Annotated in this window: 21 protein-coding genes; 6 read left to right on the top strand and 15 right to left on the bottom strand. The window is 45.2% G+C overall.

From position 1 onward, the window contains the following. Positions 1 to 7: 7 nt before the first annotated feature. From DWB79_RS09985 to DWB79_RS09965, 5 genes are read right to left on the bottom strand one after another with little or no spacing between them, the layout of a single operon-like run. Entirely contained in the window at positions 8 to 1564 is a 1557-nt protein-coding gene (locus tag DWB79_RS09985; protein ID WP_016523921.1) for an FGGY-family carbohydrate kinase, read from the bottom strand. Then, positions 1561 to 1968 carry a DUF1667 domain-containing protein gene (locus DWB79_RS09980; protein ID WP_016523920.1) on the bottom strand — a complete coding sequence of 136 codons (408 nt, stop codon included), beginning with the start codon at positions 1966 to 1968 and terminating at the stop codon, positions 1561 to 1563. The genes DWB79_RS09985 and DWB79_RS09980 overlap by 4 nt, the downstream gene beginning before the upstream one ends. Further along, positions 1965 to 3296 (bottom strand): NAD(P)/FAD-dependent oxidoreductase, encoded by a 1332-nt coding sequence (locus DWB79_RS09975; protein ID WP_016523919.1) that lies wholly within the window; start codon positions 3294 to 3296, stop codon positions 1965 to 1967. Before DWB79_RS09975 ends, DWB79_RS09980 begins: the two co-directional genes overlap by 4 nt. Next, a complete protein-coding gene (locus DWB79_RS09970) occupies positions 3293 to 5047 on the bottom strand; it encodes an NAD(P)/FAD-dependent oxidoreductase (RefSeq protein WP_016523918.1) in 1755 nt (584 codons plus the stop codon). The genes DWB79_RS09975 and DWB79_RS09970 overlap by 4 nt, the downstream gene beginning before the upstream one ends. Before the next feature lie 4 nt (positions 5048 to 5051). Continuing rightward, on the bottom strand, positions 5052 to 5810 hold the full coding sequence (locus tag DWB79_RS09965; RefSeq protein ID WP_016523917.1) for a FadR/GntR family transcriptional regulator: 759 nt from the start codon (positions 5808 to 5810) through the stop codon (positions 5052 to 5054). 312 nt (positions 5811 to 6122) lie between these two features. Here DWB79_RS09965 and DWB79_RS09960 point away from each other — a divergent pair, with 312 nt between their 5' ends. Continuing rightward, complete coding sequence (locus DWB79_RS09960; RefSeq protein ID WP_016523916.1) at positions 6123 to 7187, top strand: adenylate/guanylate cyclase domain-containing protein; 1065 nt, start codon at positions 6123 to 6125, stop codon at positions 7185 to 7187. Between the two features lie 113 nt (positions 7188 to 7300). Further along, positions 7301 to 8953 (top strand): ComEC/Rec2 family competence protein, encoded by a 1653-nt coding sequence (locus DWB79_RS09955; RefSeq protein ID WP_016523915.1) that lies wholly within the window; start codon positions 7301 to 7303, stop codon positions 8951 to 8953. 156 nt (positions 8954 to 9109) lie between these two features. On the opposite strand, the gene DWB79_RS09950 is transcribed toward DWB79_RS09955, so the two are convergent. Both DWB79_RS09950 and DWB79_RS09945 read right to left on the bottom strand, forming a co-directional pair. After that, positions 9110 to 9460, bottom strand: a complete 351-nt coding sequence (locus DWB79_RS09950) for a gamma-glutamyltransferase (protein ID WP_040859214.1) — start codon at positions 9458 to 9460, stop codon at positions 9110 to 9112. A 142-nt stretch (positions 9461 to 9602) separates the two neighbouring features. Continuing rightward, positions 9603 to 9932 (bottom strand): SLC5/6 family protein, encoded by a 330-nt coding sequence (locus DWB79_RS09945; RefSeq protein ID WP_206181001.1) that lies wholly within the window; start codon positions 9930 to 9932, stop codon positions 9603 to 9605. A gap of 91 nt (positions 9933 to 10023) precedes the next feature. Here DWB79_RS09945 and DWB79_RS09940 point away from each other — a divergent pair, with 91 nt between their 5' ends. Next, positions 10024 to 11262, top strand: a complete 1239-nt coding sequence (locus tag DWB79_RS09940; protein ID WP_016523912.1) for a CapA family protein — start codon at positions 10024 to 10026, stop codon at positions 11260 to 11262. 88 nt (positions 11263 to 11350) lie between these two features. On the opposite strand, the gene dnaB is transcribed toward DWB79_RS09940, so the two are convergent. The 5 genes from dnaB to rpsF all read right to left on the bottom strand — a co-directional run bounded on the left by dnaB (position 11351) and on the right by rpsF (position 14677). Then, positions 11351 to 12676, bottom strand: coding sequence for a replicative DNA helicase (gene dnaB, locus DWB79_RS09935; RefSeq protein WP_016523911.1), 1326 nt, complete (start codon positions 12674 to 12676; stop codon positions 11351 to 11353). Between the two features lie 168 nt (positions 12677 to 12844). Further along, entirely contained in the window at positions 12845 to 13444 is a 600-nt protein-coding gene (gene rplI / locus DWB79_RS09930) for a 50S ribosomal protein L9 (protein ID WP_016523910.1), read from the bottom strand. 135 nt (positions 13445 to 13579) lie between these two features. Beyond that, positions 13580 to 13888, bottom strand: coding sequence for a 30S ribosomal protein S18 (rpsR, locus tag DWB79_RS09925; RefSeq protein ID WP_016523909.1), 309 nt, complete (start codon positions 13886 to 13888; stop codon positions 13580 to 13582). A gap of 12 nt (positions 13889 to 13900) precedes the next feature. Next, the gene (ssb, locus tag DWB79_RS09920; RefSeq protein ID WP_016523908.1) at positions 13901 to 14380 is read right to left on the bottom strand and encodes a single-stranded DNA-binding protein; all 480 of its coding nucleotides are present in this window, start codon (positions 14378 to 14380) and stop codon (positions 13901 to 13903) included. Positions 14381 to 14395: 15 nt separating this feature from the next. Beyond that, positions 14396 to 14677: a 30S ribosomal protein S6 gene (rpsF, locus tag DWB79_RS09915; protein WP_016523907.1), complete on the bottom strand. Its 282-nt coding sequence runs from the start codon at positions 14675 to 14677 to the stop codon at positions 14396 to 14398. A 352-nt stretch (positions 14678 to 15029) separates the two neighbouring features. On the opposite strand from rpsF, the gene DWB79_RS09910 reads away from it, so the two are divergent. Beyond that, the gene (locus tag DWB79_RS09910; RefSeq protein WP_016523906.1) at positions 15030 to 16070 is read left to right on the top strand and encodes a hypothetical protein; all 1041 of its coding nucleotides are present in this window, start codon (positions 15030 to 15032) and stop codon (positions 16068 to 16070) included. Between the two features lie 137 nt (positions 16071 to 16207). Here the strand turns inward: DWB79_RS09910 and DWB79_RS09905 are convergent, their stop codons facing one another. Beyond that, positions 16208 to 17407, bottom strand: coding sequence for an integrase catalytic domain-containing protein (locus DWB79_RS09905; protein WP_016522693.1), 1200 nt, complete (start codon positions 17405 to 17407; stop codon positions 16208 to 16210). Positions 17408 to 17572: 165 nt separating this feature from the next. Between DWB79_RS09905 and DWB79_RS09900 the strand changes: the two genes are divergently transcribed. Both DWB79_RS09900 and DWB79_RS09895 read left to right on the top strand, forming a co-directional pair. After that, a complete protein-coding gene (locus DWB79_RS09900; RefSeq protein WP_016523904.1) occupies positions 17573 to 19648 on the top strand; it encodes a methyl-accepting chemotaxis protein in 2076 nt (691 codons plus the stop codon). Positions 19649 to 19727: 79 nt separating this feature from the next. Next, positions 19728 to 20666 (top strand): AEC family transporter, encoded by a 939-nt coding sequence (locus DWB79_RS09895; RefSeq protein WP_016523903.1) that lies wholly within the window; start codon positions 19728 to 19730, stop codon positions 20664 to 20666. Positions 20667 to 20678: 12 nt separating this feature from the next. On the opposite strand, the gene sdaAA is transcribed toward DWB79_RS09895, so the two are convergent. Together sdaAA and sdaAB are read right to left on the bottom strand one after the other, a co-directional pair. Beyond that, positions 20679 to 21608 carry an L-serine ammonia-lyase, iron-sulfur-dependent, subunit alpha gene (gene sdaAA, locus DWB79_RS09890; protein WP_016523902.1) on the bottom strand — a complete coding sequence of 310 codons (930 nt, stop codon included), beginning with the start codon at positions 21606 to 21608 and terminating at the stop codon, positions 20679 to 20681. A 274-nt stretch (positions 21609 to 21882) separates the two neighbouring features. Further along, positions 21883 to 22545 (bottom strand): L-serine ammonia-lyase, iron-sulfur-dependent subunit beta, encoded by a 663-nt coding sequence (gene sdaAB, locus DWB79_RS09885; RefSeq protein ID WP_016523901.1) that lies wholly within the window; start codon positions 22543 to 22545, stop codon positions 21883 to 21885. Between the last annotated feature and the right edge of the window lie 768 nt (positions 22546 to 23313).

Raw genomic sequence — 23313 nt, 5'->3', positions numbered from 1 at the left:
CTACTTTTTATGACGGATAACCGGTTACTTCCCGTATCCGTTTATATATGTGCTTGAGGATAGGATATATCTGCGTGTATATTTTATAGAGTTCATCATATAATTCACGGTTATCCGGTGAAGGGGTAAATTCCCGTGCGATATGAACCATGTTTTTGGCGCTTTCTTCGATGCTGGAATAACACCCTGTTCCGTACGCCGTTAAGATTGCGGCACCCAGTGCGGAAGTTTCCGTTGTCGCACCGCGGACAAGCGGCTTGTTTAAAATATCCGCCGTGATACTGCAGATACGGTCGCTCTGCGAGGCGCCGCCCGAAACGGCAACCTTTTGTACGGGAATGCCGCTTTGCCGTTGCAGTTGTTCCAATCCCTCCCGCAGCGAGTAGGCAAGCCCTTCGATGATTGCCCTGTATATTGCGTGCCGTCCGTGTACGTCACCGAACCCGATCATCGAGCCTTTTGCATAATGATCTTTGAGGCTTGCTCCCCAATACGGTTGCAGCATCAGGCCGTAGCAGCCGGGTGGTGAGGAGTCGAGGAGACGATCCATAATTTGCTCCGGAATAATACCGGTTGCCGTCGCCTTTGCCCGTTCCTCATAGCCGAGCTCGTCCTTAAACCAGCTGATCATCCAGTAGCCGCGGAATATTTCGATTTCCGGTACCCAACGCCCGGGATAGGCGGCGCTGTATGCGGGCAGGAAGCGGATAGGTTCCGTGTAGCGGTCGGTGCATATTTCTACCGTCGCCGTTGTGCCGAAACTGAGGGATGCCGTTTCCGCATCGAGGCATCCCATACCGAGCGTTTCGCATGCCTTATCACTGCCGCAGGCGATGACCGGTATACCGGCAGGAAGCCCCGTTTCCAGAGCGCCTTGGGCGGAAACTCGTCCGATCTCTTTCCCGCTTTGGACAACGCTGCATTTTTTATCATCATCTATCGGAAATATCTTTGCCGTGATGTGTCCGGGCGATGCCCACTTTTGTTTTTTGTGATCAAAGGGAATGTGTCCGACCAAGGATGAAGGGGAATCGGCGGCAATTCCCGTAAGCCGGTATTGCAGATACCCCGATACCATCAGTACCCGCCAAGTTTTCTTCCAAATTTCCGGCTCGTTTTCCTGTATCCAGTTGCACTGACCGTCGCTTTGAGAATGCATGATTTTTTCGTAGTAATCGACTGCTTTCAGCGCTGCCTTCATAATGAAATTCGGATGATACCGGCCGCGTGCCTTTCGGGTATCGAGCCATGTGATTGCAGGGCGCAGCACGTTTCCGTCTTTACCGATGAGAATAACGGTGTCCCGCTGAGCTGTTACGCCGATTCCCTTTGCGCGGGCAATTAAATCGGGATGACTGCTTTTAAGTGCCGCTACGCCTGTGCACAGCGCACCCCACCATACTTCAGGGTCTTGTTCCGCCCATCCCGGCCGCGGGCTGACGCACGGTTTATACATGATCTGTTTCTTTGCAAGTACCGAACCGTCTTCCGCAAAGATGATAACACGTAGGCTCTGGGTACCGCAGTCGATTGAAATAATCGTCGATTGATTGTTCATAATCATTTGGCCTCCGTACTTGCACAGGCGAGAATCGGTATTTTTGTCCCGTTTTCAGCGGTAAGCTGCGCAAGACAGTCGCCGTACCGCACCGGCGCTGCGGCGGTAATACTGCGGATTTTTTCTATCATAGATGTCATCTCCTCAAGCGGAATTTCGCATCCGGTTTTTACCGGCAGGCGGATAAACTCAGGCTCACCGAATCCTGTCGTTTCCCCATTATGCCGAGCCGGCTTGCAGGCAACGGTAGTAGTGAGCGTTCTCATAGGACACAGCACTTCCTGTTTGCCGTAGATGGCTCCCTTAGGACAGCTGTTTCCGCTTACTTCTATTATATTCGTTGCATCATTGATTGTCACGGTTAATACACAGCCGCGCGGGCACGCAATACAAATCAGCTCTTTGGTCATTCCGCCTCCTTTGCCCGATGCGCCGGTTCTGCGTCTATCAGCGAAACGGACAGTTGCTGCGTGTAGGCCGGTATCGATGCGGTATCCACTATAATCCGCTCCATCTCCGGCGGTTTTAGCGACCGGTATGTTTTTTTTAAAAGAACCTTTGAGCCTGTTTTTGTTTCCGCTGTAATCGTCAATATCGCTTGTTCCCGCTGTGCTGCAGATCGGAAGTACAGCACCGCTTGGTTTCCGTCCGGTACGATACGGGCAGGCGTTTGATACAGCAGCGTTTTATCGGCACAGATGGGAATATCCGCAGGATATTTAGTAGGATACTCAGACTGTGCTGGCTGCGCCGCCGCACGTTCTCCCGCAATACTGCCCGACTCGGAAACATAGTCTACAAGGTCGTTTACATGCAGGGCATTTCCGCAGGAGAAAAGCCCCGGAACGGTTGTTTCCATATATTGATTAACCTGCGGCCCCTTTGTCCGCGTGTCCATTTTCGGCGCAAGACTGTCGAGGATGTCATTTTCGGGAATAAGCCCGACGCTCAATATGAGGGTGTCGCAGGGAATATACCGCTCCGTACCGGCGACCGGCTGCATCCGTCCGTCAACCTGCGTTACGGTTACGCCCTCCAAGCGTCCTGCCCCGTGCAAAGCGCTCACCGTCGTAGAAAGGTGGAGCGGAATACCGTAATCTTCAAGGCATTGCACGATATTGCGGGTAAGTCCCGACGGTTCGCTCTTTACCTCGTAGACACCTTCCACACTACCGCCAATATGTGCGGTTTCGAGGGTGAGCCGCCGCGCCATAATAAGCCCGATGTCTCCGCTGCCCAAAATGACAAACCGCTTACCGGGGATGTATCCCTTTAGGTTGATAAAGGCTTGCGCCTGCCCTGCGGTGAATACCCCCGAAGGCCGGTCGCCGTGGATAAACACCTGCCGGTCGGTACGTTCTCTACAGCCCGTTGCGGAAATGAGCGCCGTGCAAGAAAGGGTAAAAATACCGTTCTGCGGATTGGTAAAGGTCAGCTCAAAGCCGCCGCCGTTCTGCTGCACGATACGGATAACAAAGGTGGATACGAATATGTCGATGTTAGAGTGTTGGATGAGCATATCGCGGTACCGCCACGCATATTCGGGACCGGTCAGCCGTTCTTTAAACCGAATAAGTCCGAAGCCGTCGTGAATGCACTGCTTTAAAATCCCACCGATATGTTCTTCTCGTTCTATCAGTGCGATGCTGCACTGAGGGGCTTTTTCGGCAGCGGCAAGAGCGGCAGCCATACCGGCAGGCCCCGCTCCAATCACGATAATATCGTAAAAACGTTTCATAATGTTGCTTTCCCTTTGTCTGCCGGCAGCGGGTTGTTCAGTATATACGACGAGCCGCCTTTTTTAGTAATGCGCTCAAGCGGGATACCGGCTTCCCTGCTGATGATTTCCATTACCCGCGGCGTACAAAAACCGCCGTGACAACGCCCCATACCGGCACGGCACCTCCGTTTTACCGCATCAAGACTGATATTCTGCATACCGAGCGCAAGGCAGCTGCGTACCGCATCCCGTATCTCCCCCTCGGAAATTTGCTCGCAGCGGCAGACGATTTTACCGTAGAGCGGATCCTGTTTGATAAGCGTATGCCGCTCGGCATCGTGCATGGCGGCTGTTTCGCGGGGTGCGGCGCGGCGAGATACAAAGTCCGGTTTTTCTTTGAGGGTGGCAGGAAAGCGCCGGAGGGCAAGCGCCGCAATATCTTCCGCGATTGCCGGAGCGGAAGCAAAACCCGGCGATTGAATGCCCGCCGCATGAATCAAGTTGGGTACCTTTTCGGATGCTTCAACGATAAAGTCTTCCTCCCACGTCGCTGCACGGATCCCGCTATAATACGCGATGATATCTCCCCGCGAAAGCGTTTTATTCATAGACATCTGTTCAAGCAAACTGCGTTCATCTTCGGCATCGGTACCGTAGTCTTCGCGGTCATATATCTCATGCGCAGTCGGCCCGACAAGGATATTCCCTTCTATACAGGGGATAATGCCGCCGCCTTTTGAATGTTGTTTTGAAGAGTTAAGAAGATTGGGCTTTCCGATAATGGTGTGCTGGAAACTTTTTTTCTTTTTATCGAGGATGATATCCATACCCTTTCGGGGATGAATGGAAAAAAAGCGGTCTCCGGCAAATTCCGCAATTTTATCCGACCATACGCCCGCTGCGTTAATGACGAGGCGGGCGTTCAGCGTACCGCGGTTTGTGTGCACTGCCGAAATCAAGTCGTTCGTTTTATCAAAACCGGTTACGGCGGTTTCAAAGAAAAACGATACGCCGTTTGCCGCAGCGTTTTCTGCAAAGGCAATTGTTACTTTAAAAGGGGAGGCAATGCCGGAGTAGGGCATCCAAAAACCGCCGTAGTATTCCGTACTCAGGTTCGGTTCCATGTTTTGTATCGTTTTTTTATTTCGATATCCAACCCGCCCGTCAACACCGTTTTTTGCCGCTCTCCAGTGCATAAACGGCACAAGGAGTTTCAGGAGCGGGGAATCAAACAGCATAAAGCTGCCCGGCCATTCGGTTTGAAAACCGAGTTCTTTGTCGAGCTTGCGGTACAGACGATTGCCGCGGGTGTTCAGTTTGCCTTTTATTTTGGAAGGACTGTCTGCAAAGCCGGGATGAATCATACCGTCGTTGCGGGAGGACGCCTGCATTGCACAATCACACTCTTTTTCGAGAACGGCGATTGTTAAATCATAGCGGGATAGTTCCCGTGCGATTGCGCATCCGACAACCCCGGCGCCGATAATCACGATATCGAAAATCTTTCCTTCCAAAAGATTATCCCGCGCTTCCGGCATCCGCATCGGCGGTTCAGCCTTTCCTGCAACGGTTATATCGTTGACTAAACCCTTATATCCGGGGCGATGCTTACATTTTTTTACAAAAAAAACACCGGCTGCATATCGTTCTTCAACCGTAGGAGCGTCTCCGGTCAATATTACCGACCGGCCATCCCATTCTGCCGAAAGTTTCAGCTGAGGATGTTGTTTCATAATCTTTTGCTCGAGTTTTTGCAGATATGTTTTCATGATACTATACTCCATTACTCGATTCTAAAACGGTATATGCGCCGATTGAAGTCATTTTCTCAAGCAGCGCCACTGCCTCTTGCCGGTTGCCGTCAGCAATGTAAGCAATGAGTTGAGATTTTAAGGTTGCAGCCGTCTGAATACTGCCGGTATTTTCGGTAAAAAACTGCTCAAGTTTTTGATGATAGATTTCTCGTGCCGAATTAAAAAGCAGGAGAAATATCGTATTGCCGCCCGCTTCGATAATTGCACGGTAAAAGAGAAAATCCAGTTCGGTGAGTCGCCGTATTTCGGCAGGGCGTAAACGTCCTTCATTATTTTTCTTTTCTTCTTTGTAGATTTTGTCCAATTTTTCGATGAGAGACGAATTGGTTTGTTGCTGCGCCATATCGGAATCAAAATACTGTTCCAGAGACTTTGTCAAAATCATCTGGCGGACTTCTTCCAAATCAGCATCGATACGGGCGGCAGACTGAGGTGCCGAAAAACGATAAAGGCTTGAAAGCAGGGGCAGCGCACCTTCTTCTGTAAAGTTATTGACAATCCAGCCATGCCGCGGCCGAATGGAAATAAGCCCTCTCGCACCAAGTTCCAAAAGCCCCTCGTGGATGACCGGTCGAGAGACACCCATTTGCTGTGCCAGTTCCCGTTCAGGCGGCAGCTGCTCTCCCGGTAGGATAAGGTGCATTAACAGCAGCGTTTCCATCTGTTCTATAAAACGTTCTTTATTGCTTTTGACAGTTGCTTTTTTTTTCTTTTTCATGTAATCTCATATATATAATAGCAGTGTGTGGTAATACCACCAATTTTCTATCTACTATAACATGGAAAAAAACGATTTGTCAAATATTTGTCAAAATTTTTATAACTATTTTAAAAACCGGCTGTTTAGTATGGTGCGTTAAAAAGCATTTCGTACCACCTACCATGATTTTTCCGTACTTTCCTTGTTTTTCATCATGATGGTTTTTATTCGTGCGGAGGGTTTAGCCCCCTGCAGCCTGCGTTGGATAGAACACACAGTGCGAAACATTGAGGTTTGTACCCCGATGCTTTCTTTGTAAAGGAGAGAACTATGAGTATGAGATTACGTTGTAAAGTAAATCAAAAAGAGGCCGATAAAATTGCAGCTTTTTTAACGAATGTGTCGGATCGGCTGCTTTTTCATATTCCTCTCTATGAAATCGGTAAAGCTTTCGATATATCGCGTGAAAAAATATTGGATATTTTTATTCAAGGTGTTTATGACGGAGTGTTCGTATTAGAGTGGATTTATCATTGCCCTACCTGTGGGCACATTGCGTATGAGGCACCGTCTCTTCATCAAGCTTCGTCACAAAATTTTTGTACGGTTTGTAATAAAGTCTTTAATAATACGCTTGACACCAATATTGAGGTTTGCTTTTCAATTCATCCCCGGCTCAAGACGCTTGATCCTATGTTTAAACTGAATTATATTGCTGATCTAGGTAAAAACATCCGGGACGGGAAATATCGGACGTGGGATACCCCCGATGCGGTACGGGGCGTTGAGATTATTCAAAATAATTTGTATCGTGAATTGATGAGTTCCGAAGTGCTTATCGGTGACCAATCGCTTCCGCTGACAAATGTAACGATCCTCTTCGCGGAGATTACGAACTCGACGAAACTTTATACTTCATTAGGCAATAAAAAAGCATTTTCAGTGATAAAAGAGTATGTGAAGCTTCTTTTTGGTGCGATTGAAAAGTGCCGCGGCGTGCCGGTTATGAAAAGCGGCGATGTCGTTATGGGGGCATTTATCGACCCCGGTAAGGCTTTCCAAGCCGCTGTGAAAGCATTGTGGCAGTTGATAAAATACTCTCAAAATAAGCCGATAAACGAACAACTGGAAATTAAAATGGGCTTGCATAGTGGTCCCGTGCTGATGGTAACGTTGAATAATCGGCTCAATTATGTCGGTTTGACTGTCAATACTGCCATAGATATAAAAAATACTGCGCTTCCGAATGAGATTGTTATTTCAGAAGCTCTTTTTAAGAACCCTTCTGTTAAACATTCTATTCTGTCCTTTACTGATACTGTACAGAAACAGCAGATACGATTTAAGGGAAATCCGGAGAATCATACGCTCTATCATATAAAAATACCAAATTAAAGGAATCCTGAAAACGTAACTTTTGGGCGGTTATGTTTTTCTTAGATTTCCTTTGCCGCTGATTTGTAGCCATTTTGCGCCTCGTGTCGTATAAGAAATCGTAAGAGGTAAGTATGGATAGACATGTTGTTCCGCCTGTTACGATCATAGCCGTTGCGGCGGCGGTGTTTTTTTACGGGTTGTATGTATTTGCGCAAACTGACGGCAGAATTACATCTTTTGTCTTTATAACGACATTCTTATTACTGTGTGCTTTCTTGCTGTTCTTAGCGGCAGTACCGATAGCCGCTCAGTTGACGCACCGAAAATTCCAACCGCAGCACTGTCGTCAGAAACAAGTACGAGCCATGGTACGGTTTGCGCTGTGTATAATGGCCGGTGCTGCAATCGGCTCGTATGCTGCGCGTACTCTGCAAAGAGAACAGCGCCCTCCGCAAACGCTTGCTTCGCTGTCTACGGTACGGACGCTTATTGCAGAGTTAACCGGTGAGGCTGTTCCGGCTGGATCCGATTATTATCGCATACCAGTCAAATTGATTGCGTGCAGTACCGGCCGCAGTGAACAGTTTTCCGCATCGGGTTCCGTGCAGCTCTTTGTTCCGACAGCGCTTGTCCGCGGAACATATTCAGGAGGTATTACCCGCATCGGCGAAGCGGAACAATCCGAAAAGACGATTCCGTTGTTGCGCGGTACGGCGGCCTTTGCTGACTATTTGCAGAATCCGCAAGAATGCCGGTTTTATGTACAGGGAATGAAGCTTGCAGTTCAAGGAAAGTTCGGTAAGACGGGAACGGTATTTTATGCGCGGCCGGTGCAGCCGGTATTTCTCGGATGGGACTCTCCGCTCAGCCGCCTTCGTGCGTTTTTCCGCTTTGCTTTTATGCGGATGCTATACGGTTGGGGGGAGGCGGGCGGTCTTTTGCTTGCGCTGCTTGCTGCAGATAAGGTGTTCTTACCGGCGGAATGCATCGCAGCGTTCCGCAACGCCGGACTTGCTCATATTCTTGCGCTGTCGGGGATGCACCTTTCGCTAATCGGGACGGCGGCGCTGCAAGGCGGCAGAATATTCGGGCATAAGAGCCGAGCTGCATGGTTTTCGCTTGCGGCGGTTTTCCTGTTTGTCTGGTTTGCGGGCTCTGCTCCTTCGTTAAACCGTGCATTGGGAATGGTATGTATCGCTGCTGCAGGAAAAGCGATCGGGTTAAAGCCGCCGCCCTTGTCCGTGCTGTGCGGTATGTTGACTGTGCATATCGCAATCGCCGGCTCCGAGGCAATAACGCTCGGGTTTATGCTTTCGTATGGAGCCTGTGCAGGGATTATCATCTTTGGCGATGCGTGTGTCCGTCTCATGGCAGGAAAAATACCGCCTGCTCTTGCAGGCAGTATTTCAGCGTCTGTCGGCGCACAGCTTTTTACCGCTCCGATTGTTATCTCTGCAATCGGGAATATCGCAGCGGCGGGAGTAATTGCTTCATGTGTGGTTAGCCCGCTTGTTTCGGTTTTCCTCATCGCGGGGCTTATCTGCATTCCGCTTGCGCTTATCTTCCCGTTCAGTAGTCCGCTGCTGGGATACGGATTGAACGCCGCGTATCGGATAATTTTTACAGCAGCGGATTTTTTTGCACGCCTTCCGGTTATCGCGCCGAAAAGCGGAATGCAGCGTGTGATATTTTCAGCCGCGGCGTTTGCGGTTGGGGTATGCTGTGCGGTTCTGGCGTATGTTCAGCGTAAGCGGACAGCAGCCGCTTTACCTCGATTGACATAAGCACGGGAACAGAGCTTAAACTAAGCCCTGCTGCTGAACGGGGCTGGCAAAAAAGTAACCAACTTTTGAGACATCTCCGTATGTTGAAGTCGAATACCGGGCATCTCTAAAAACTCGATTAGCTTTTAGAGATGCTCTACTATATTTCCGCAAATCCTATGCCTCCATAATGGAAAAATGAGAGGTGTTTCCTTTATGCTCGTCGAATGCAGTGTCGATGCCCGGTTTATACTCTTGTGCCGTTTTATTGATATGCTCATATTGTAATTTTGCATAATCTTTGCTGAGAATTTTATGCGTGTCGATTTTGATAAAATCGGGATCACCTAAGCCGATACTTCTGTCTGCAAAAGCAATCTTCATTGCTTCCGCCAATAGATGTATGTACTGTGCCGAATTATGTCCTGCTTTTTTTATATCCCCATTTTCCAACTTGATTGCATCTTGTGCAACCGCTTGCATTGTCATTGTACCGAATTTTTTTAACAAGACATCTAAGCTTTTCAATAACCCCGGAACGGCAACCGATCTTCCGCCTATATCCTTCCATGTTGATAGACGGCCGATCCCATGCAGACGGCCACATATACATTTTCTTTTCCTGCATACGATTATTTACCGCCTTCTTTATATGTCAGTAACGAAACGATTATTCCAACGCCGTATGTAACGATGACAACCGTGTCGCAGCGATAATCATTGTAACGAATGCAAAGATAATACCGCCGAAGAACGGTGAGGTAAAGGTTTTAATCGCATAGGCAAATGCGCTTGTTCCGTCGCCTAAATCAGCTCCCGAAGCTTTTGCAAGCATTCCGCAGGTTGCCGTAAAGAAACAAATCGGTGCTGCAATAATATATCCGAGAATGGAACCGGTGCGGGCTGCTTGCGGGGTTTTTGCCGCCAATAACGGCTGAAGTACCGATTGCATAACAGCCGTACTGATACACCCTCCGAATATCCATGCGATGATTTGCAACAAAAAATGCTAAAAAAATGTTTAGTCTTGTTTCGCAACTTGAATATTTTTAATATTCCCCACATACTAATAGGGTTAGGAGTAATTTATTATGCGCCGATTAGCCGCTTTCGCATTTCCTATTCTTTTTTCGTGTTGTGTTATCGCTGCTTCTCTACAAACCGATGATAGCCAAACCGGTTCAGACGATACCGTTTCTTCCACAAATAATAGTACTCGTTCAATTCGAAATTCCTCTTATGCGCCACCGCTTGTAATGACCTTTGCCGGCGATCTTATGGCTCATAGTATAAATTTTAATATGAGTATGTATGATTTAATATACAAAGATGTGGAAAAAATATTACATGATGATGATTTAAGTTTTGTAAATATTGAAACACCGGTGTGTGATACGCTGCCACTTTCGACCTATCCCTGTTTTAATGTGCATACGTCGTATTTACGCGCTGCCGTCCAAGCAGGTTTTGATGTACTCGGCTTTGCAAATAACCATACAAACGATCATGGTAGAACAGGTATTGACGGGACACTTACTGCGGTGCGGACAGTACAAAAAGAACGGACCACCGCCGATATACTTCCTCCATTCTTGATATTTTCCGGCTTAAAAAACTCTGAAACTGATCATATACAAGTAACACCTTTCTTCTATAAAGGTTGGAATATACTTTTTTGTTCCGTTACCGAGATTTTAAATTCTTATGATTCATCAAAGAATCGGCTTTATTACAGTGCACCGACACAACAGGGGAGGGCAGCGCTCCTTTCGGCTATTAAAGAGGCTCGCACCCGATATCCTTGCGATTTATTTGTCTTGGGGCTTCATCTCAATGAACCTGAATACGGACGTACTGTTTCCAAAGCGAAAAAAAAGTGGTTTAAACAACTTGGGGAAGCAGGAGTCGATATTATTTGGGCGCATCATCCGCATGTGATGCAGCAGTGGGAGATGATAACGGTCGAACGACCTTCTCTTTTGCACGAAACCGTTATTTCGGAACAGTGTAATGTCTTTTGTATGTATTCTATGGGAAATTTTATTTCAGGGCAGCGTTGGCACACACGGTATGACGACCCTGCATTCTATCGTGAATACACTGGTGATGCCGTGCTGTTGCAACTAACATGTACGCGGAACAAAGCGGGGAGGGCGGATTTTTCGGTTTTTCCTATGCTTATAACCCAATACAACGAGCCGGCATATCCGGTTGTTAAGCGTTTTACGCAAGAGTGGATCGATACACTCAACGAAAAAGAAAAAAAATATTTTACGAAAAGGCTTGAGCTTATGCAGGACTACCTTCCGATAAATATGACCGTCGAATAAGGCTTTTTTGGGGTGTCTTCAGCAGTATTAGGGCACCTCTAAAAACTCGGTTAGATTTGCTTTGCATCCTTCGGAATAGAGGTGCACATTATTCATTTCGCGTTTTGGAAACAAAACGGGTACATTCGCTGATAAACTCAAGATTAACGGTTGCGACTGGACCATTACGCTGTTTTGCAACAATCAGCTCGGTATCGGGGCTTTCGCGTTTTTCTCGGTGTAAAAACATGACGACATCAGCATCCTGTTCGATTGCGCCTGATTCCCGCAAATTAGCAAGTGTCGGTGCAGTTCCTTCAGCATCGCGGCCTACCTGTGATAGTGCTATGACGGGAATGTTGAGCTCGCGGGCGAGGCTTTTAAGCGATTGAGAAATCTCTGCAAAACGTTCATGGCGTGGGATAGCATTATTTTCCGAAGAAATTAAGCCGAGGTAATCGATAAAGATAATCTTTACCCCTTCCTGCAAACAGAGCTGCCGAGCCATCGCCCGCAAATCGAGTAGCTTCATATTAGGCATATCAACGATATAGAGCGGTGCATCATAGAGTCTGCCTGCTGCATCTTGAAGTTTTTGAAAATCGGCAGTCTGTAAGTTCCCCGAACGGATTTTTGAAGAAGACACCCGCGATTCCAGAGAGAATAAACGGTGTATTAGCTGCATATTGGACATTTCAAGTGAAAAGAAAGCCACCGGTATTTTTTTTGTTACTGAAATATAGTCGGCAATGGTGAGCGCTAGCGCCGTTTTTCCGATTGAAGGGCGTGCTCCGATGATAATAAGCTCAGAATTTTGAAAACCGCTGGTAAGGCTGTCTAAAAATTCAAAGCCGGAAGGAATACCGGAAAACTCATCGCGATGCTTTGCTCGTGCTTCGATAATCTCAATAGCTTCAAGGATAAGATCTTTTGGAGTATGAAAGGTCGCCGATTGCCCCGCATCGGTTAAATCAAAGATATTTTTCTGCGCCTGTTCCAATACGGAAGAGTATGCAACGGTTTGGTCAAAGACATCGGCATAAATCTGATGCGAAACTTTTAGAAGCGATCGTCGGATAGCCGCATCAAGGACAATTTTTGCGTAATAGGCAACATTCGCAGTGCTTGGGACGGTATCGGTGAGTGAAGCGATATACGCTGTGCCGCCTACGGAATCGAGGAGCCCTTCTTGCCGCAGATGTTCGCTGATAACGAGAAGATCAACCCTGTGTCCCCCGTTATAAAGATCAACAACAGCTTGAAAGATTTTTTGGTGGGCAATGGTATAAAAACTTTCTGCACGGATATACTGCAAAACCGTCCCGATGGCGTCAGAATCAAGTAAAATAGCTCCGAGTACGGCCTGCTCAGCCTCCGTATTATTCGGCGGTATTTTATCCTTTAATGAAGACATCTGCTTTATCATATCCGACATTTTATTTTCCTCGATATTTTTATATATGAGGGCATCTCTAAAAAACTGAGGTTTTTAGAAGGTTCCCATGTTGCCCTAAAAAATAAAAGAGAAGCTCTTAACAGAACTTCTCTTTTATGATGGGTGATACACCGCTGTTTCTCTATAAATAAATATAAGAGAAGTAGGTTATTCTTGCGTTTCGGCAGGCTCTTCTGCTTTTGCTTCTTCTTGGGTAGCTTCAGTTTGAACGCCTTCCGCTACTTCCGGCTTCGTTTCGGTTTCTTCCTGACGGCGGCGTGAGCGCTTCTCCGGTTTCGCTTCGACTGCTTTTTCAGCTTCAGGCTGAGCTTCTACCACGATGGGGAGAACTGCAACGGCCGCTTCATATAGTTTGAGGGTTGCGCTATAATGTCCCACGCTTTTAAAGGTAAGACCGGGCAGTTCAATGCGCTTCCGTTCGATTTCAAATCCGAGTTTCTGCAACTCGTCTGAAACTGTTTGGTTGGTAACCGCACCGTACAGCTTCCCGTTGGGGCCTGCAGGCATTACGATTGTCAGTGTCAACGCTTCAAGCTGCTCTTTTAAACCGGCAGCATTTTGCCGCTTAACAGCTTTCCGCTGCTCTATTTCTTCTTTACGGCTTTCAAAATGGGCAAGGGTAAAGGAATTGCAGGGAACCGCTAAATTCCGCGGAAACAGATAGTTACGAGCATATCCTTTGGCAACGTCCTTAATATCGCCCTCTTCTCCGAGGTATTTGACATCTTCATTTAAAATTACTTTCATTTCAAGCTCCTTATAAGCGTACCGATAGAACGGTACATAATGATAAAAAACAGCCAACCGGATTCCAGGAGTTGGAAGCCGGCAGCAGATAATTTAAACACTCCTAAAAACCGGTGTTTTTAGGAGTATCAGCTGTTAGTCCACAACGTAGGGGAGTAACGCAAGTGCACGTGCACGCTTAATTTCAAGCGCAAGCTTACGCTGATGTTTTGCGCAAGTTCCGGTAATACGGCGCGGTAAGATCTTTCCGCGTTCGGTAATAAAGCGCCGCAAAGAATCCGGATCCTTATAATCAATTTTTGCTTTTTGTGCACAGAAGCGGCAAACTTTTTTACGGAAAAACATCTTTCCTTTTTTATTACCTTGCCGTTCTTCTCCTCCTTCACGAGGATTTTCCTGTGTATTTGTATCTACTTCAGTGGTATTCAGTGCTTCATCTGCCATGTTCGATTCTCCTTAAAATGGAATATTGTCATAATTGGCGTTATCAAAATCGGCTTCATAACCGTCATTCGACGGCGGCGTATTTTGCCGAGCCTGATATGCCGAAGGTGCATTTGATCGCTGATATGTTTCCCTGTTGCCGGTATTCATCTGCTGGCCGCTTCCGGAACCGCCCCCTAAAAGCTGAAGATTATTCGCGATAATTTCTACTTTACTGCGGGATTGCCCATCTTGTTCCCATCGGTTTTGCCGAAGTTCACCTTCAACAGCAACCTGCTTTCCTTTTACAAGGTATTGATTAAGCGCTTCGCCCTGTCTGCCCCAAAGTACGATGTCGAAATAGTTTGCTTCTTCAACCCATTCTTCACCGTTTTTCCGCCGCCGGTTAATTGCAATCGAAAACTTGCATACGGCAGCTCCTCCTTGGGTATATTTTAACTCTGCATCACGGGTAAGCCTACCGACAAGTATGACGTGGTTTATATCTGCCATCAATATTCTCCTAAATTATTCATCAATTCTGATAAATAAAAAAGTCAAAAGGTTTTGATTGAGCTTAAACTTGCGGTCTATTTCGATAATCCTATCCGGTTCGGCATGAATATTGAACAATACATAGCGACCTTTTGTTCTTTTTTTGATTTCATACGTTAATTCGCGATCTCCGAACGGGTCTTCGGAATCAATTTGGACGCTGAAGTCACCCAAAACGGATCGGACGTCTTCAATGCCCGGCTTGAACTGCGCTTCCTCAATAGGAAAGACAATCATCAATTCATACTTTCTCATGTGCCCTCCTGATGGCCATTAGCCCCGCATTTACTACGGGATGGAGTTATTTATCGGGTTTTAATCCCGAAATAGCATTTACCGCCTTTTATACAGCAAATAGTAATAAAAGCTATCATAAGAGGCGTAAAGCATGCGTTCCACTATAGTATAAAAAGACTGGCTTAGTCAATTGCCCGCATTGCATCACGTTAAATCTAACCGAAAAAGATGGGATATGAAGAGAGATGGTATCCCCTTAGCTCAAGCGGAACCGGTTAGGCTAACGTATCAGTCTGTTTTTTTAATTGATAATTAAGAATGTGCCGATAGGCTAAACACACTGCGCGTTGTATGATATACTATTTTTGCTGTGAAACGTATTAAGCATTTTTATACTATTTTATCTTTGTTTCTTATTTTATCGCTTTCCTGCCCTGCTCAACCGCTTACCGGTATTTGGGAAAATTCGGAACGCTTTATTGAATATACAGGGAAAGCAGACGGAACCACAGAAGATACGCTGCGAATAGTCTTGAAGACATATTATCGCTTTGTGTATGAGGATATGGGTACCTACCCCGTCAAGGTAAAACAAGAAGATACGGGAAATATTTATTCATTGAATATCCGTTATCAAGGATTTAGAACACCGGTTACGACGAGTGTATGGGTACATAACACTGGATTATTTTCATCATTTTATAAAAAAACACCCCATAATATTGTTACTGACACACAACAAAGCCGATCCTCTTTAGTATCTGCAGGGGCGAATGCAGATACGCAACCGATGCGCTCCCCATTAACGGCGATTTTGGACGGCTTTTGGGTTGAGCAAGGCTTTCGAGATGGTATTTTGATATATCAGCAAGAAGCTCCGGCGTTTTTCGATGCCTTTTTCTTCAATGGTACACAGTACATAAAATTCCGCTATTGGACAGGTGATTTTGAATATAAAGAAAAATATGCAAGGTTTGCATTCGATGACGGATTACAAGTAACCGTACCGAAGTTTATCCGGCAATATGATACCATATACAGCTGCATAACTGATAACGGGTCAAAGCTTAAAAACTATGAAAAAGGCAGCGTATTGATCAGCGATGGCGGCAATGGTATACAGCAGCTAACGCTTACACCGCAAGGCGGCGGGGCGGGAACCCATGCCGTTGGCGATGTGTATCCTCACCAAAAATACCCGAAGATACAAGGTCTTCCTTTATATTATGATGAAACGGATGGCGCTTTTGCATTCGGCGAACCTTTTTTAACCCGATCATCAATTTCAGACTTGCAGGAAGAAATAAAACGGCATAACAGTCTCAAACGGCCGCCGCCTGAACCGCTTCTTAAAGCCGATGAACTCGATTTTTATTGGGAGCGGATTAAACAAATACGCAAACAAGACTAATGTAGAGCAACCGCATCGAACTCTTTCTGCTATGCATAATTATGAATAGACAAGACAATGCGCGCTCCGTATTTACTCACGTAAAAATCTAACCGAAAGGATTGCGGTTACTCAAGTAAAAATCTAACCGTAGCACTCTATGTCCAAGGTTGAGCCATAGAGATAAGTTTACTTTGCAAGCTTTGCGTTGTTTCAAGCAGCTGTTGTAAATCCAAGTTGTTCTTCCTGCGGCACAGCTCAGCTTTTACCGCCTCGCTTACATCAGAGCTTTCCATCAGCCTGCAATACGGAGTCTTTGCCGTATCATATTTTTTTATGACCTTTGCGTCTATCCGTTTTTTTGAAATAATTTTCATCGAAGGAAAAAAGAAATTGACGAGCTTATTATACTGCTGATAAAGGTCAGCCATAACCGCTCGCGCAGCTTCTCCCTCAAAGCGATAGTAACCGACAATGTGCCTTACGACACTATCATTTTTCTGTTCAACAAAACAATTATCATTCTTTTTATACGATCGGCTCCGAGTGAAGATAATCTCATTACTTTTACACCATTGCAACAGCTGTGTATTTTTGAACTCACTTCCGTTGTCGCTATCAATACCTTTCATCTGAAACGGGAGCTTCTCTTTCACATCTTCTATTGCTTCTTTTACCCAACGATGAGCTTTGTTTAAAAGGGCTCTATTTTCCGTCCAGCCTGAATGAACATCGGTAAGGGTAAGCGTGCAAATATACTGTCCTTGGGTACTTATGCCGCAGTTGGCAACGGTGTCAACCTCAAAAAAACCCGGCTTCCGTTCATCCCAATCGAAAAAGGTACGGATGGGGATGAGCTTATTAAGATTCTTTACAGGTCGTGTTGTTGAAATACCGCGGATGGAATGTTTTGGGATTTCCGGTTTAAGAATCCTGCCGACTGTCGCGCTTGATATGCGGGCGAGTTTTGCTTTCAGTTTTTCATCATAGCTGAACTTTTGAGCAAAGTAATCGATATTATCCCGAATGAACGGCACGAGCCGTTTTGCACACAGATACATCGAAAAAATCCACAGCCGGATGACTTCTTGTTGTACGTCTTGACCGTAGTATTTTTCATAGTTCCGCTTTTTACGTGTCTTTGTAATAACCTGTACGCTCTGTCTTGCGACATTGTTAAAGTGCGTGAGTTTTACGTATGCACTGTTTTTCAGAACGTGAATGGCATACTTTCGATTGTAACCGGTTGTTGCGATGAACTCATCGAGGATTTTCGTCTTTTGTTTCTTTGCTGCCGTACAATACCGTTTTGCCGTTTCTTCGCTCAATTTCTTTTTTGTTTTCATGTCTAACCCCATTGTGCCCTTCCTTTGGGCTTCTATTTTGGGTTAGATTTTTACGTGATGCACCGCTTCTTTTTCGGTTAGATTTAACGTGATTCAATGCGCGCTCTAGCTATAAAAATAAAAATACGGTACACTTATCGTACACTCAAATTTTTCTTACTCTGCTGGAGAGATTCTATGAAAATACGGACATCAGTTAATTTGTTTTTGGTAACGACGCTGGTTATTGCTGTTTGCGGAGCGTTAGCTTTTAGCGTTATGCAAGCGAGGGCGTACATTGAAAATAATTTTTACAAAACCGTACCGTTTATGCTGGATGCTTCGTCTTCCGAATTACAGACAAATCTTACGGTTGGCTTAGCGCTTTCACAAGATTTAGCGGAAGAGCCTTATTTGATAGATTGGTTTGAAGCGTATGAAAAAGATGAGAAAACCGGTACTCATGTTATCGATAAAATGCTAAAACTTAGTAAAGACGAGCAGTTTTCTACCTGTTTTGCTGCTTCGAAATTAACCGGTGGTTACTATGTTGTTGATAATAATAAACAGATAAAAAAAGATGTGCTTACCGAAGCCGATGATTCATGGTTTTTTACCATGCTGAAAAATCCGCAAACGTTATTTTGTAGTGTCGATTACAATAGAACACTCAATGAAATAAATTTTTGGTTTGATATAAAAATATTTAATTCGGCAGGAGAAGCAATCGGATTCGCCGGTATGGCGGTTGATTTGCAAAAAGCCGTTGCTAAAATAAATAAATCACTGCCCAGTCCGCAATCTTGGATCGGCGTTATCGATAATACCGATACAATATCGCTTTGTTCAAATGTTGACTTTACAAATAAAAAAATCAATACGGTAACAGGTACTCTTTCAGACTTAACGGGCTATAGCAATCTTCAATACTATGATGACGATTTGCTCGGTAGAGTTATTATTGTAAAAAAACAGCTCTCCGATTTGCCATATTATACTATCATGGCAGTTCCTGTAAAAGATTTTATACCGCCTATTCTTTCGATTTTAGGATATTCTCTTTTATGGACAGCTGTTCTATTGATACTTATGATCATAATTAATCAGTTTATGCTCAGCTATTTATTCGGACGGTTTATTAAGCTCCATACTATTTTTGATAAAGTTGCGGAAGGAGATTTTACCGTTCAAGCTGCAGTGCATTCTGATGAACTCGGTTCTATCGCATTATCGATGAATAATGCAATAGAAAAAATCCGCGCTTCTTTTTCGGTCATAACCGATACGGCAAAAAACATGCAGTCAGTTAGCCAGACATTGTCTACGCGGATGCTAGATTCTGCTGCAGCGCTTAATCAAATAACAGGAAATATTGAAAACGTGAAAGATAGAGTAATGGTGCAGCATACGGAAGTTAATGAAACCGCTGCAAAGATAGATGCTATTACTCAAACGATGTCAAGTCTTGATTTCCACATTGACAATCAAGCTAAAAGTATCTCAGGTTCATCCCTTTCAATCGAAGAAATCATAAAAAACATTCAGACTTTACAGGAACGGGCTGAAAAGAATCTTCAATCGATTAAAACCCTTGAAAAAACAACGCACACCGGTAAAGAGACCGTTGCTATGGTTGTTGAGGTTACAAAAGTAGTAACGGAGCAATCCGAGGGGCTTCTCGATGCTATTACGGTTATCCAAAATACGGCAAGTCAAACAAACCTTCTTGCGATGAATGCGGCAATTGAGGCAGCGCATGCCGGAGAAGCGGGAAAAGGGTTTGCAGTTGTCGCTGATGAAATACGGAAGTTGGCAGAGGAATCGGGTGCTCAAGGAACAAGTATTACAAAGGTCTTGGAAGAACTCAAACATAAAATCGAAAGTCTTAACGGTGCCGGCCCTCTGGTAGCGGAGCAGTTTGAAAAAATCAGTGCTATGATGGACTTTATCTATCGGCAAGAAGACGGCATGATCCGTACTATGAAGGAGCAAATGCAGGGTGGTGAAGAAGTTTTAAATGTAATTAATGGAATGAATACCATAACATCTAAAGTAAAAACAGATTCAAATGAAATACTATCCGAAGCGACCGATATTTCTGCCGGTATCAGAAAACTTGCCAATCTGTCGGAGGTTATTACACAAAGTATGGCGGAAATGGCGACCGGAATAGCGGAAGTCAACAACGCGATGAAAGAAGTAAATACTATCGCGATAAATAATCAGAAAAATGCAGCGAGCGTTACCGGAGAAATCGGAAAGTTCAAGGTGTAAAAAGCTCGTGCCTTTAAGTGCCCGTTTACCTAAAACGGGTACTCGAATAATTTACAAACCGGTAGAGTAAGGAGCATACATGGAAAGTTTCTTTGTAGCATTTAATGCAGTTATGCCGGTCGTTCTCTTAGTTGTTTTCGGCTATTTTCTTAAACAACAAGGGTATTTTAGCAAAGAAACGATAGCCCAATTAAATAAGTTATGCTTTGACTTACTCTTACCGATCGTAACCTTTAATAATATCAGAAAGACAAATTTAAATGAAGTTTTCGATTTGAGGTTTGTTCTGTATGCCGCAGGAAGTATTGTAGCTGCTATCTTCTTGCTTGTTTTCATCGTACCGCTTTTTGAAAAAGATAAAAAAAAGCAAGGTGTTATGATACAGGGAACATTCAGAAGTAATTTTGTGATGCTTGGGATTCCGCTTTCTTCCTATATTGCAGGAGAAAACAGCGCAGTGTTGGCATCAATGCTTATTATGATTATTATTCCTATTTTTAATGCTGCAGCCGTTGTTCTGCTCTCAATTTATGGTGGCTGTGCTGTCAACAAAAAGAAGTTGATAATAGATGTATTAAAAAATCACATGGTGATTGCCTCTATTGTAGGGATTATGATGTCCTTGCTGCACCCTCCTATTCCGCATTTTTTAGATAAGTCGTTGATGGATATCGGTAAAGTAGGCAGTATATTCCCCATTATCGTACTGGGTGCAATGCTTGATTTTTCAAAAGTTTCGGCAAATTTTAAAAATCTGTTGATTACCGTTGCAGGCAAGCTCATCGGTATGCCATTGATCTTTATTACGCTAGCTGTTTATCTCGGATTTCGCGCCAATGAGATTGTGGCGCTCATCGCTCTGTACGGTTCTCCTACGGCTGTTATTTCAGCAGTTATGGCTGAACAACTCGGTTGCGATTATGAACTTGCTGCTCAAGTCGTTATTTTCTCAACGGTACTGTCGTGTATAACTATTTTTGGGATTGTCTTTATACTAAGCTTTTTGAAAGTAATATAAGACCATCTTTCATCAGCTACCGCATGAGCCGCAGGTACTGCATGGACTGCCGGTTAGTGGCGAGCGCGTACCGAAGACTTGCCGTTCAAAGGTTTGACCGGTTGGGGTTATCGCTAAACCTCCTTGAGCGGTTTCGCGAAGCGATGCCGGAAGTCCGTCACCAACCCGTTTGAGAGATTCGATGGTTTCGTCAACGGGAATTGCGCTTTTAATCCCTGCAAGTGCCAGTTCCGCAGCGGTAAAAGCAAGTGTCACGCCGGAAGCATTCCGTTTAATGCAGGGGATTTCCACGAGGCCTGCAACGGGGTCGCACACCAGACCCAATATGCACTTGAGGGTTATTGCCACGGCATGCGCTGCCATCTCCGGTGTGCCGCCTAAGAGTTCCACAATACAAGCAGCCGCCATTGCGGAAGCGGTGCCGCACTCAGCTTGGCAGCCGCCTGAAGCCCCCGCAATCGATGCCTTATTTGCAACCACCATGCCGATAGCTCCGGCGGTAAACAGCGACAGTACTACTTCTTTCCGCGGGATACCGCGTACTTTTAACAAGGCGCCTAATGCCCCGGGTAAGATTCCACAAGAACCGGCTGTAGGAGTTGCAACAATTTTCCCCATCGCGGCGTTTATTTCGGATACTGCCATTGCCATCTGAATAGCATTTGACATAAGATCTCCGCAAAGGTGTTTACCTTCCGCAATCGTCTGTTTTAGACGGTATGCATCTCCACCGGTTAATCCGCTGGTCGATTTAACCCCCTGTTTACTACCGTTCTCAATTGCCTCTAGCATGACTGTCAAGTTTTCTTCCATTCGCATAATAAGCGATTCTTCCGGCTGTTCAAGCTGAGCTGCTTGATCTTCTAATACAATCTCCCTGATACGCTTATGCTGCGTTTCCGCCGTTTTATATAATTCGCTGATTGATTCATAACTAAGCATCGCTGTCTCCCTGCTCCGGGTAAACGCATCAGACTATTTTTGACGTCCCCTGCAGAATCAGTGAGGCTGTTCAACCAGAATTTCGTCGCTTCGCGTCTCAAATGGTTGCCCTGCCTCACTGATTCTGCAGCATTTTGTCTACACGTCTGATGTGTTTACCCTCCTTTTAAAATAAACTGCGAGAAATTTTTTCGAAATTTCTCGCAAAAGGAAAGCAACTGCGTCAGATAGTATTAGCGCGGTTGCCATGAATTCCTTTATAGGTTGCCGTTTTTTAGAACGGTCGAACAAAAATCACCTTGGTAACGCCGGGTATTTTCTCGATAGCGGCTTGCAAGTCTTCTCCAAGGGAGCGCCCGTCAATCTGTAATGTCATGATTGCGGTTCCGCCCTTTTTGTCCCGAGCAAGGTTGAAATTATAGACATTGAGTTTATACTGAGCCATCAATGCAGTTACTGCGGCGATCATTCCCGGTATGTCATTGTGTACCACGATAATCGTCGGAGATTGACCGGTAATTTTTACCTCCCGACCATCTATTTTAGTGATAACGATGTTGCCGCCGCCGACGGATGCTCCTTGTACGCACACGGTTTTTCCGTTTGCATCGGTTAAGGTGATTTCAGCCGTATTCGGATGAGCATCGGGAATTACCGTCGGTTCAAAAGTAATGGCAAGTCCGATTTCTTTGGCTATTTGCAAGCTCCTTCTGATGCGTTCATCATCAGTTTGCATACCCATAATTCCGGCTGCGAGTGCACGGTCAGTTCCGTGCCCCTTGTACGTTTGCGCAAAAGAGCCATGCAGTCTGATATATGCCTTTACTGCAGGGGTACCCAGCAACAGTCTGCTCATTAAACCAATTCTTACCGCTCCGGCTGTATGGGAACTGGATGGGCCGATCATGATGGGACCAATTATATCAAATACATTCATTGTATCATCCCTCTTTTGTTTATTAAACCTGTTCGGAAACTTCCGTTTCGGAACAGGTTACCTTGAAATGCGATGTTCTAAATCGTACCATTTGTGCGATTTAGAACTCGGCGACCTGGGGATGTCTCAAAAGTTGGTTACTTTTTCGACATCCCCGCGAGTTTAAAATTAAGTCTTTATACAGCAATGACTTAATTTTAAACATCGCATCTAAATCTAAGGAAACTGTCCAAAAACTGAAGTTTTTGGACAGCCTCAGATCTATTATAACCGAGAATATGTAATAAAAAAAGTCCCGATTCCGTTTACGCTGTAGGATAGAACACGGCAGGTAGAACGGTCCCCTTTAAAAACCGGTAAAGGTACGGTATAATGAAATATCTGAAAGTTTTTATAGGAGCTATGATAAAAAGCATCGCCTAAAATTGCGCCGGTACTTTTTATCTCAAGTTTGCGGTGCAAACTTGATTCGTGCGGAGGGTTTCATACCCCGGCGCTCTGCGCCGTAATAAAGGGTATGAAAGCCGACTGCAACCACCTTATGAGAACAACATACCCCGATGCTCTGCGTCGGGGTTGTTGATTATTTACATGTGCGCGTAATGCGCGCACGGCTAAAAACTTTTTCGGATGTTGATTCGCTGTCCGCTTAAGCGGACAAGTTAATGAATTTCTTTGCAGAACAGAGCCGAAGGCTCTGATATTTCCTGCAAAAGTTTTTATAGGAGATGAGATAAAAAGTACCGTCTGAGATGTCGCCGGTACTTT

The sequence above is a fragment of the Treponema medium genome, assembly GCF_017161265.1.
Taxonomy (GTDB): domain Bacteria; phylum Spirochaetota; class Spirochaetia; order Treponematales; family Treponemataceae; genus Treponema; species Treponema medium.
Note: the sequence above shows the minus strand (reverse complement) of the source record. Positions and strands in the feature narration are given on the sequence as shown.

Coding starts and splice junctions, on each gene's coding strand:
- DWB79_RS09985 (WP_016523921.1), bottom strand. CDS start 1,564: ATGATTATGAACAATCAATCGACGATTATTTCAATCGACTGCGGTACC.
- DWB79_RS09980 (WP_016523920.1), bottom strand. CDS start 1,968: ATGACCAAAGAGCTGATTTGTATTGCGTGCCCGCGCGGCTGTGTATTA.
- DWB79_RS09975 (WP_016523919.1), bottom strand. CDS start 3,296: ATGAAACGTTTTTACGATATTATCGTGATTGGAGCGGGGCCTGCCGGT.
- DWB79_RS09970 (WP_016523918.1), bottom strand. CDS start 5,047: ATGAAAACATATCTGCAAAAACTCGAGCAAAAGATTATGAAACAACAT.
- DWB79_RS09965 (WP_016523917.1), bottom strand. CDS start 5,810: ATGAAAAAGAAAAAAAAAGCAACTGTCAAAAGCAATAAAGAACGTTTT.
- DWB79_RS09960 (WP_016523916.1), top strand. CDS start 6,123: ATGAGTATGAGATTACGTTGTAAAGTAAATCAAAAAGAGGCCGATAAA.
- DWB79_RS09955 (WP_016523915.1), top strand. CDS start 7,301: ATGGATAGACATGTTGTTCCGCCTGTTACGATCATAGCCGTTGCGGCG.
- DWB79_RS09940 (WP_016523912.1), top strand. CDS start 10,024: ATGCGCCGATTAGCCGCTTTCGCATTTCCTATTCTTTTTTCGTGTTGT.
- dnaB (WP_016523911.1), bottom strand. CDS start 12,676: ATGTCGGATATGATAAAGCAGATGTCTTCATTAAAGGATAAAATACCG.
- rplI (WP_016523910.1), bottom strand. CDS start 13,444: ATGAAAGTAATTTTAAATGAAGATGTCAAATACCTCGGAGAAGAGGGC.
- rpsR (WP_016523909.1), bottom strand. CDS start 13,888: ATGGCAGATGAAGCACTGAATACCACTGAAGTAGATACAAATACACAG.
- ssb (WP_016523908.1), bottom strand. CDS start 14,380: ATGGCAGATATAAACCACGTCATACTTGTCGGTAGGCTTACCCGTGAT.
- rpsF (WP_016523907.1), bottom strand. CDS start 14,677: ATGAGAAAGTATGAATTGATGATTGTCTTTCCTATTGAGGAAGCGCAG.
- DWB79_RS09905 (WP_016522693.1), bottom strand. CDS start 17,407: ATGGGGTTAGACATGAAAACAAAAAAGAAATTGAGCGAAGAAACGGCA.
- DWB79_RS09900 (WP_016523904.1), top strand. CDS start 17,573: ATGAAAATACGGACATCAGTTAATTTGTTTTTGGTAACGACGCTGGTT.
- DWB79_RS09895 (WP_016523903.1), top strand. CDS start 19,728: ATGGAAAGTTTCTTTGTAGCATTTAATGCAGTTATGCCGGTCGTTCTC.
- sdaAA (WP_016523902.1), bottom strand. CDS start 21,608: ATGCTTAGTTATGAATCAATCAGCGAATTATATAAAACGGCGGAAACG.
- sdaAB (WP_016523901.1), bottom strand. CDS start 22,545: ATGAATGTATTTGATATAATTGGTCCCATCATGATCGGCCCATCCAGT.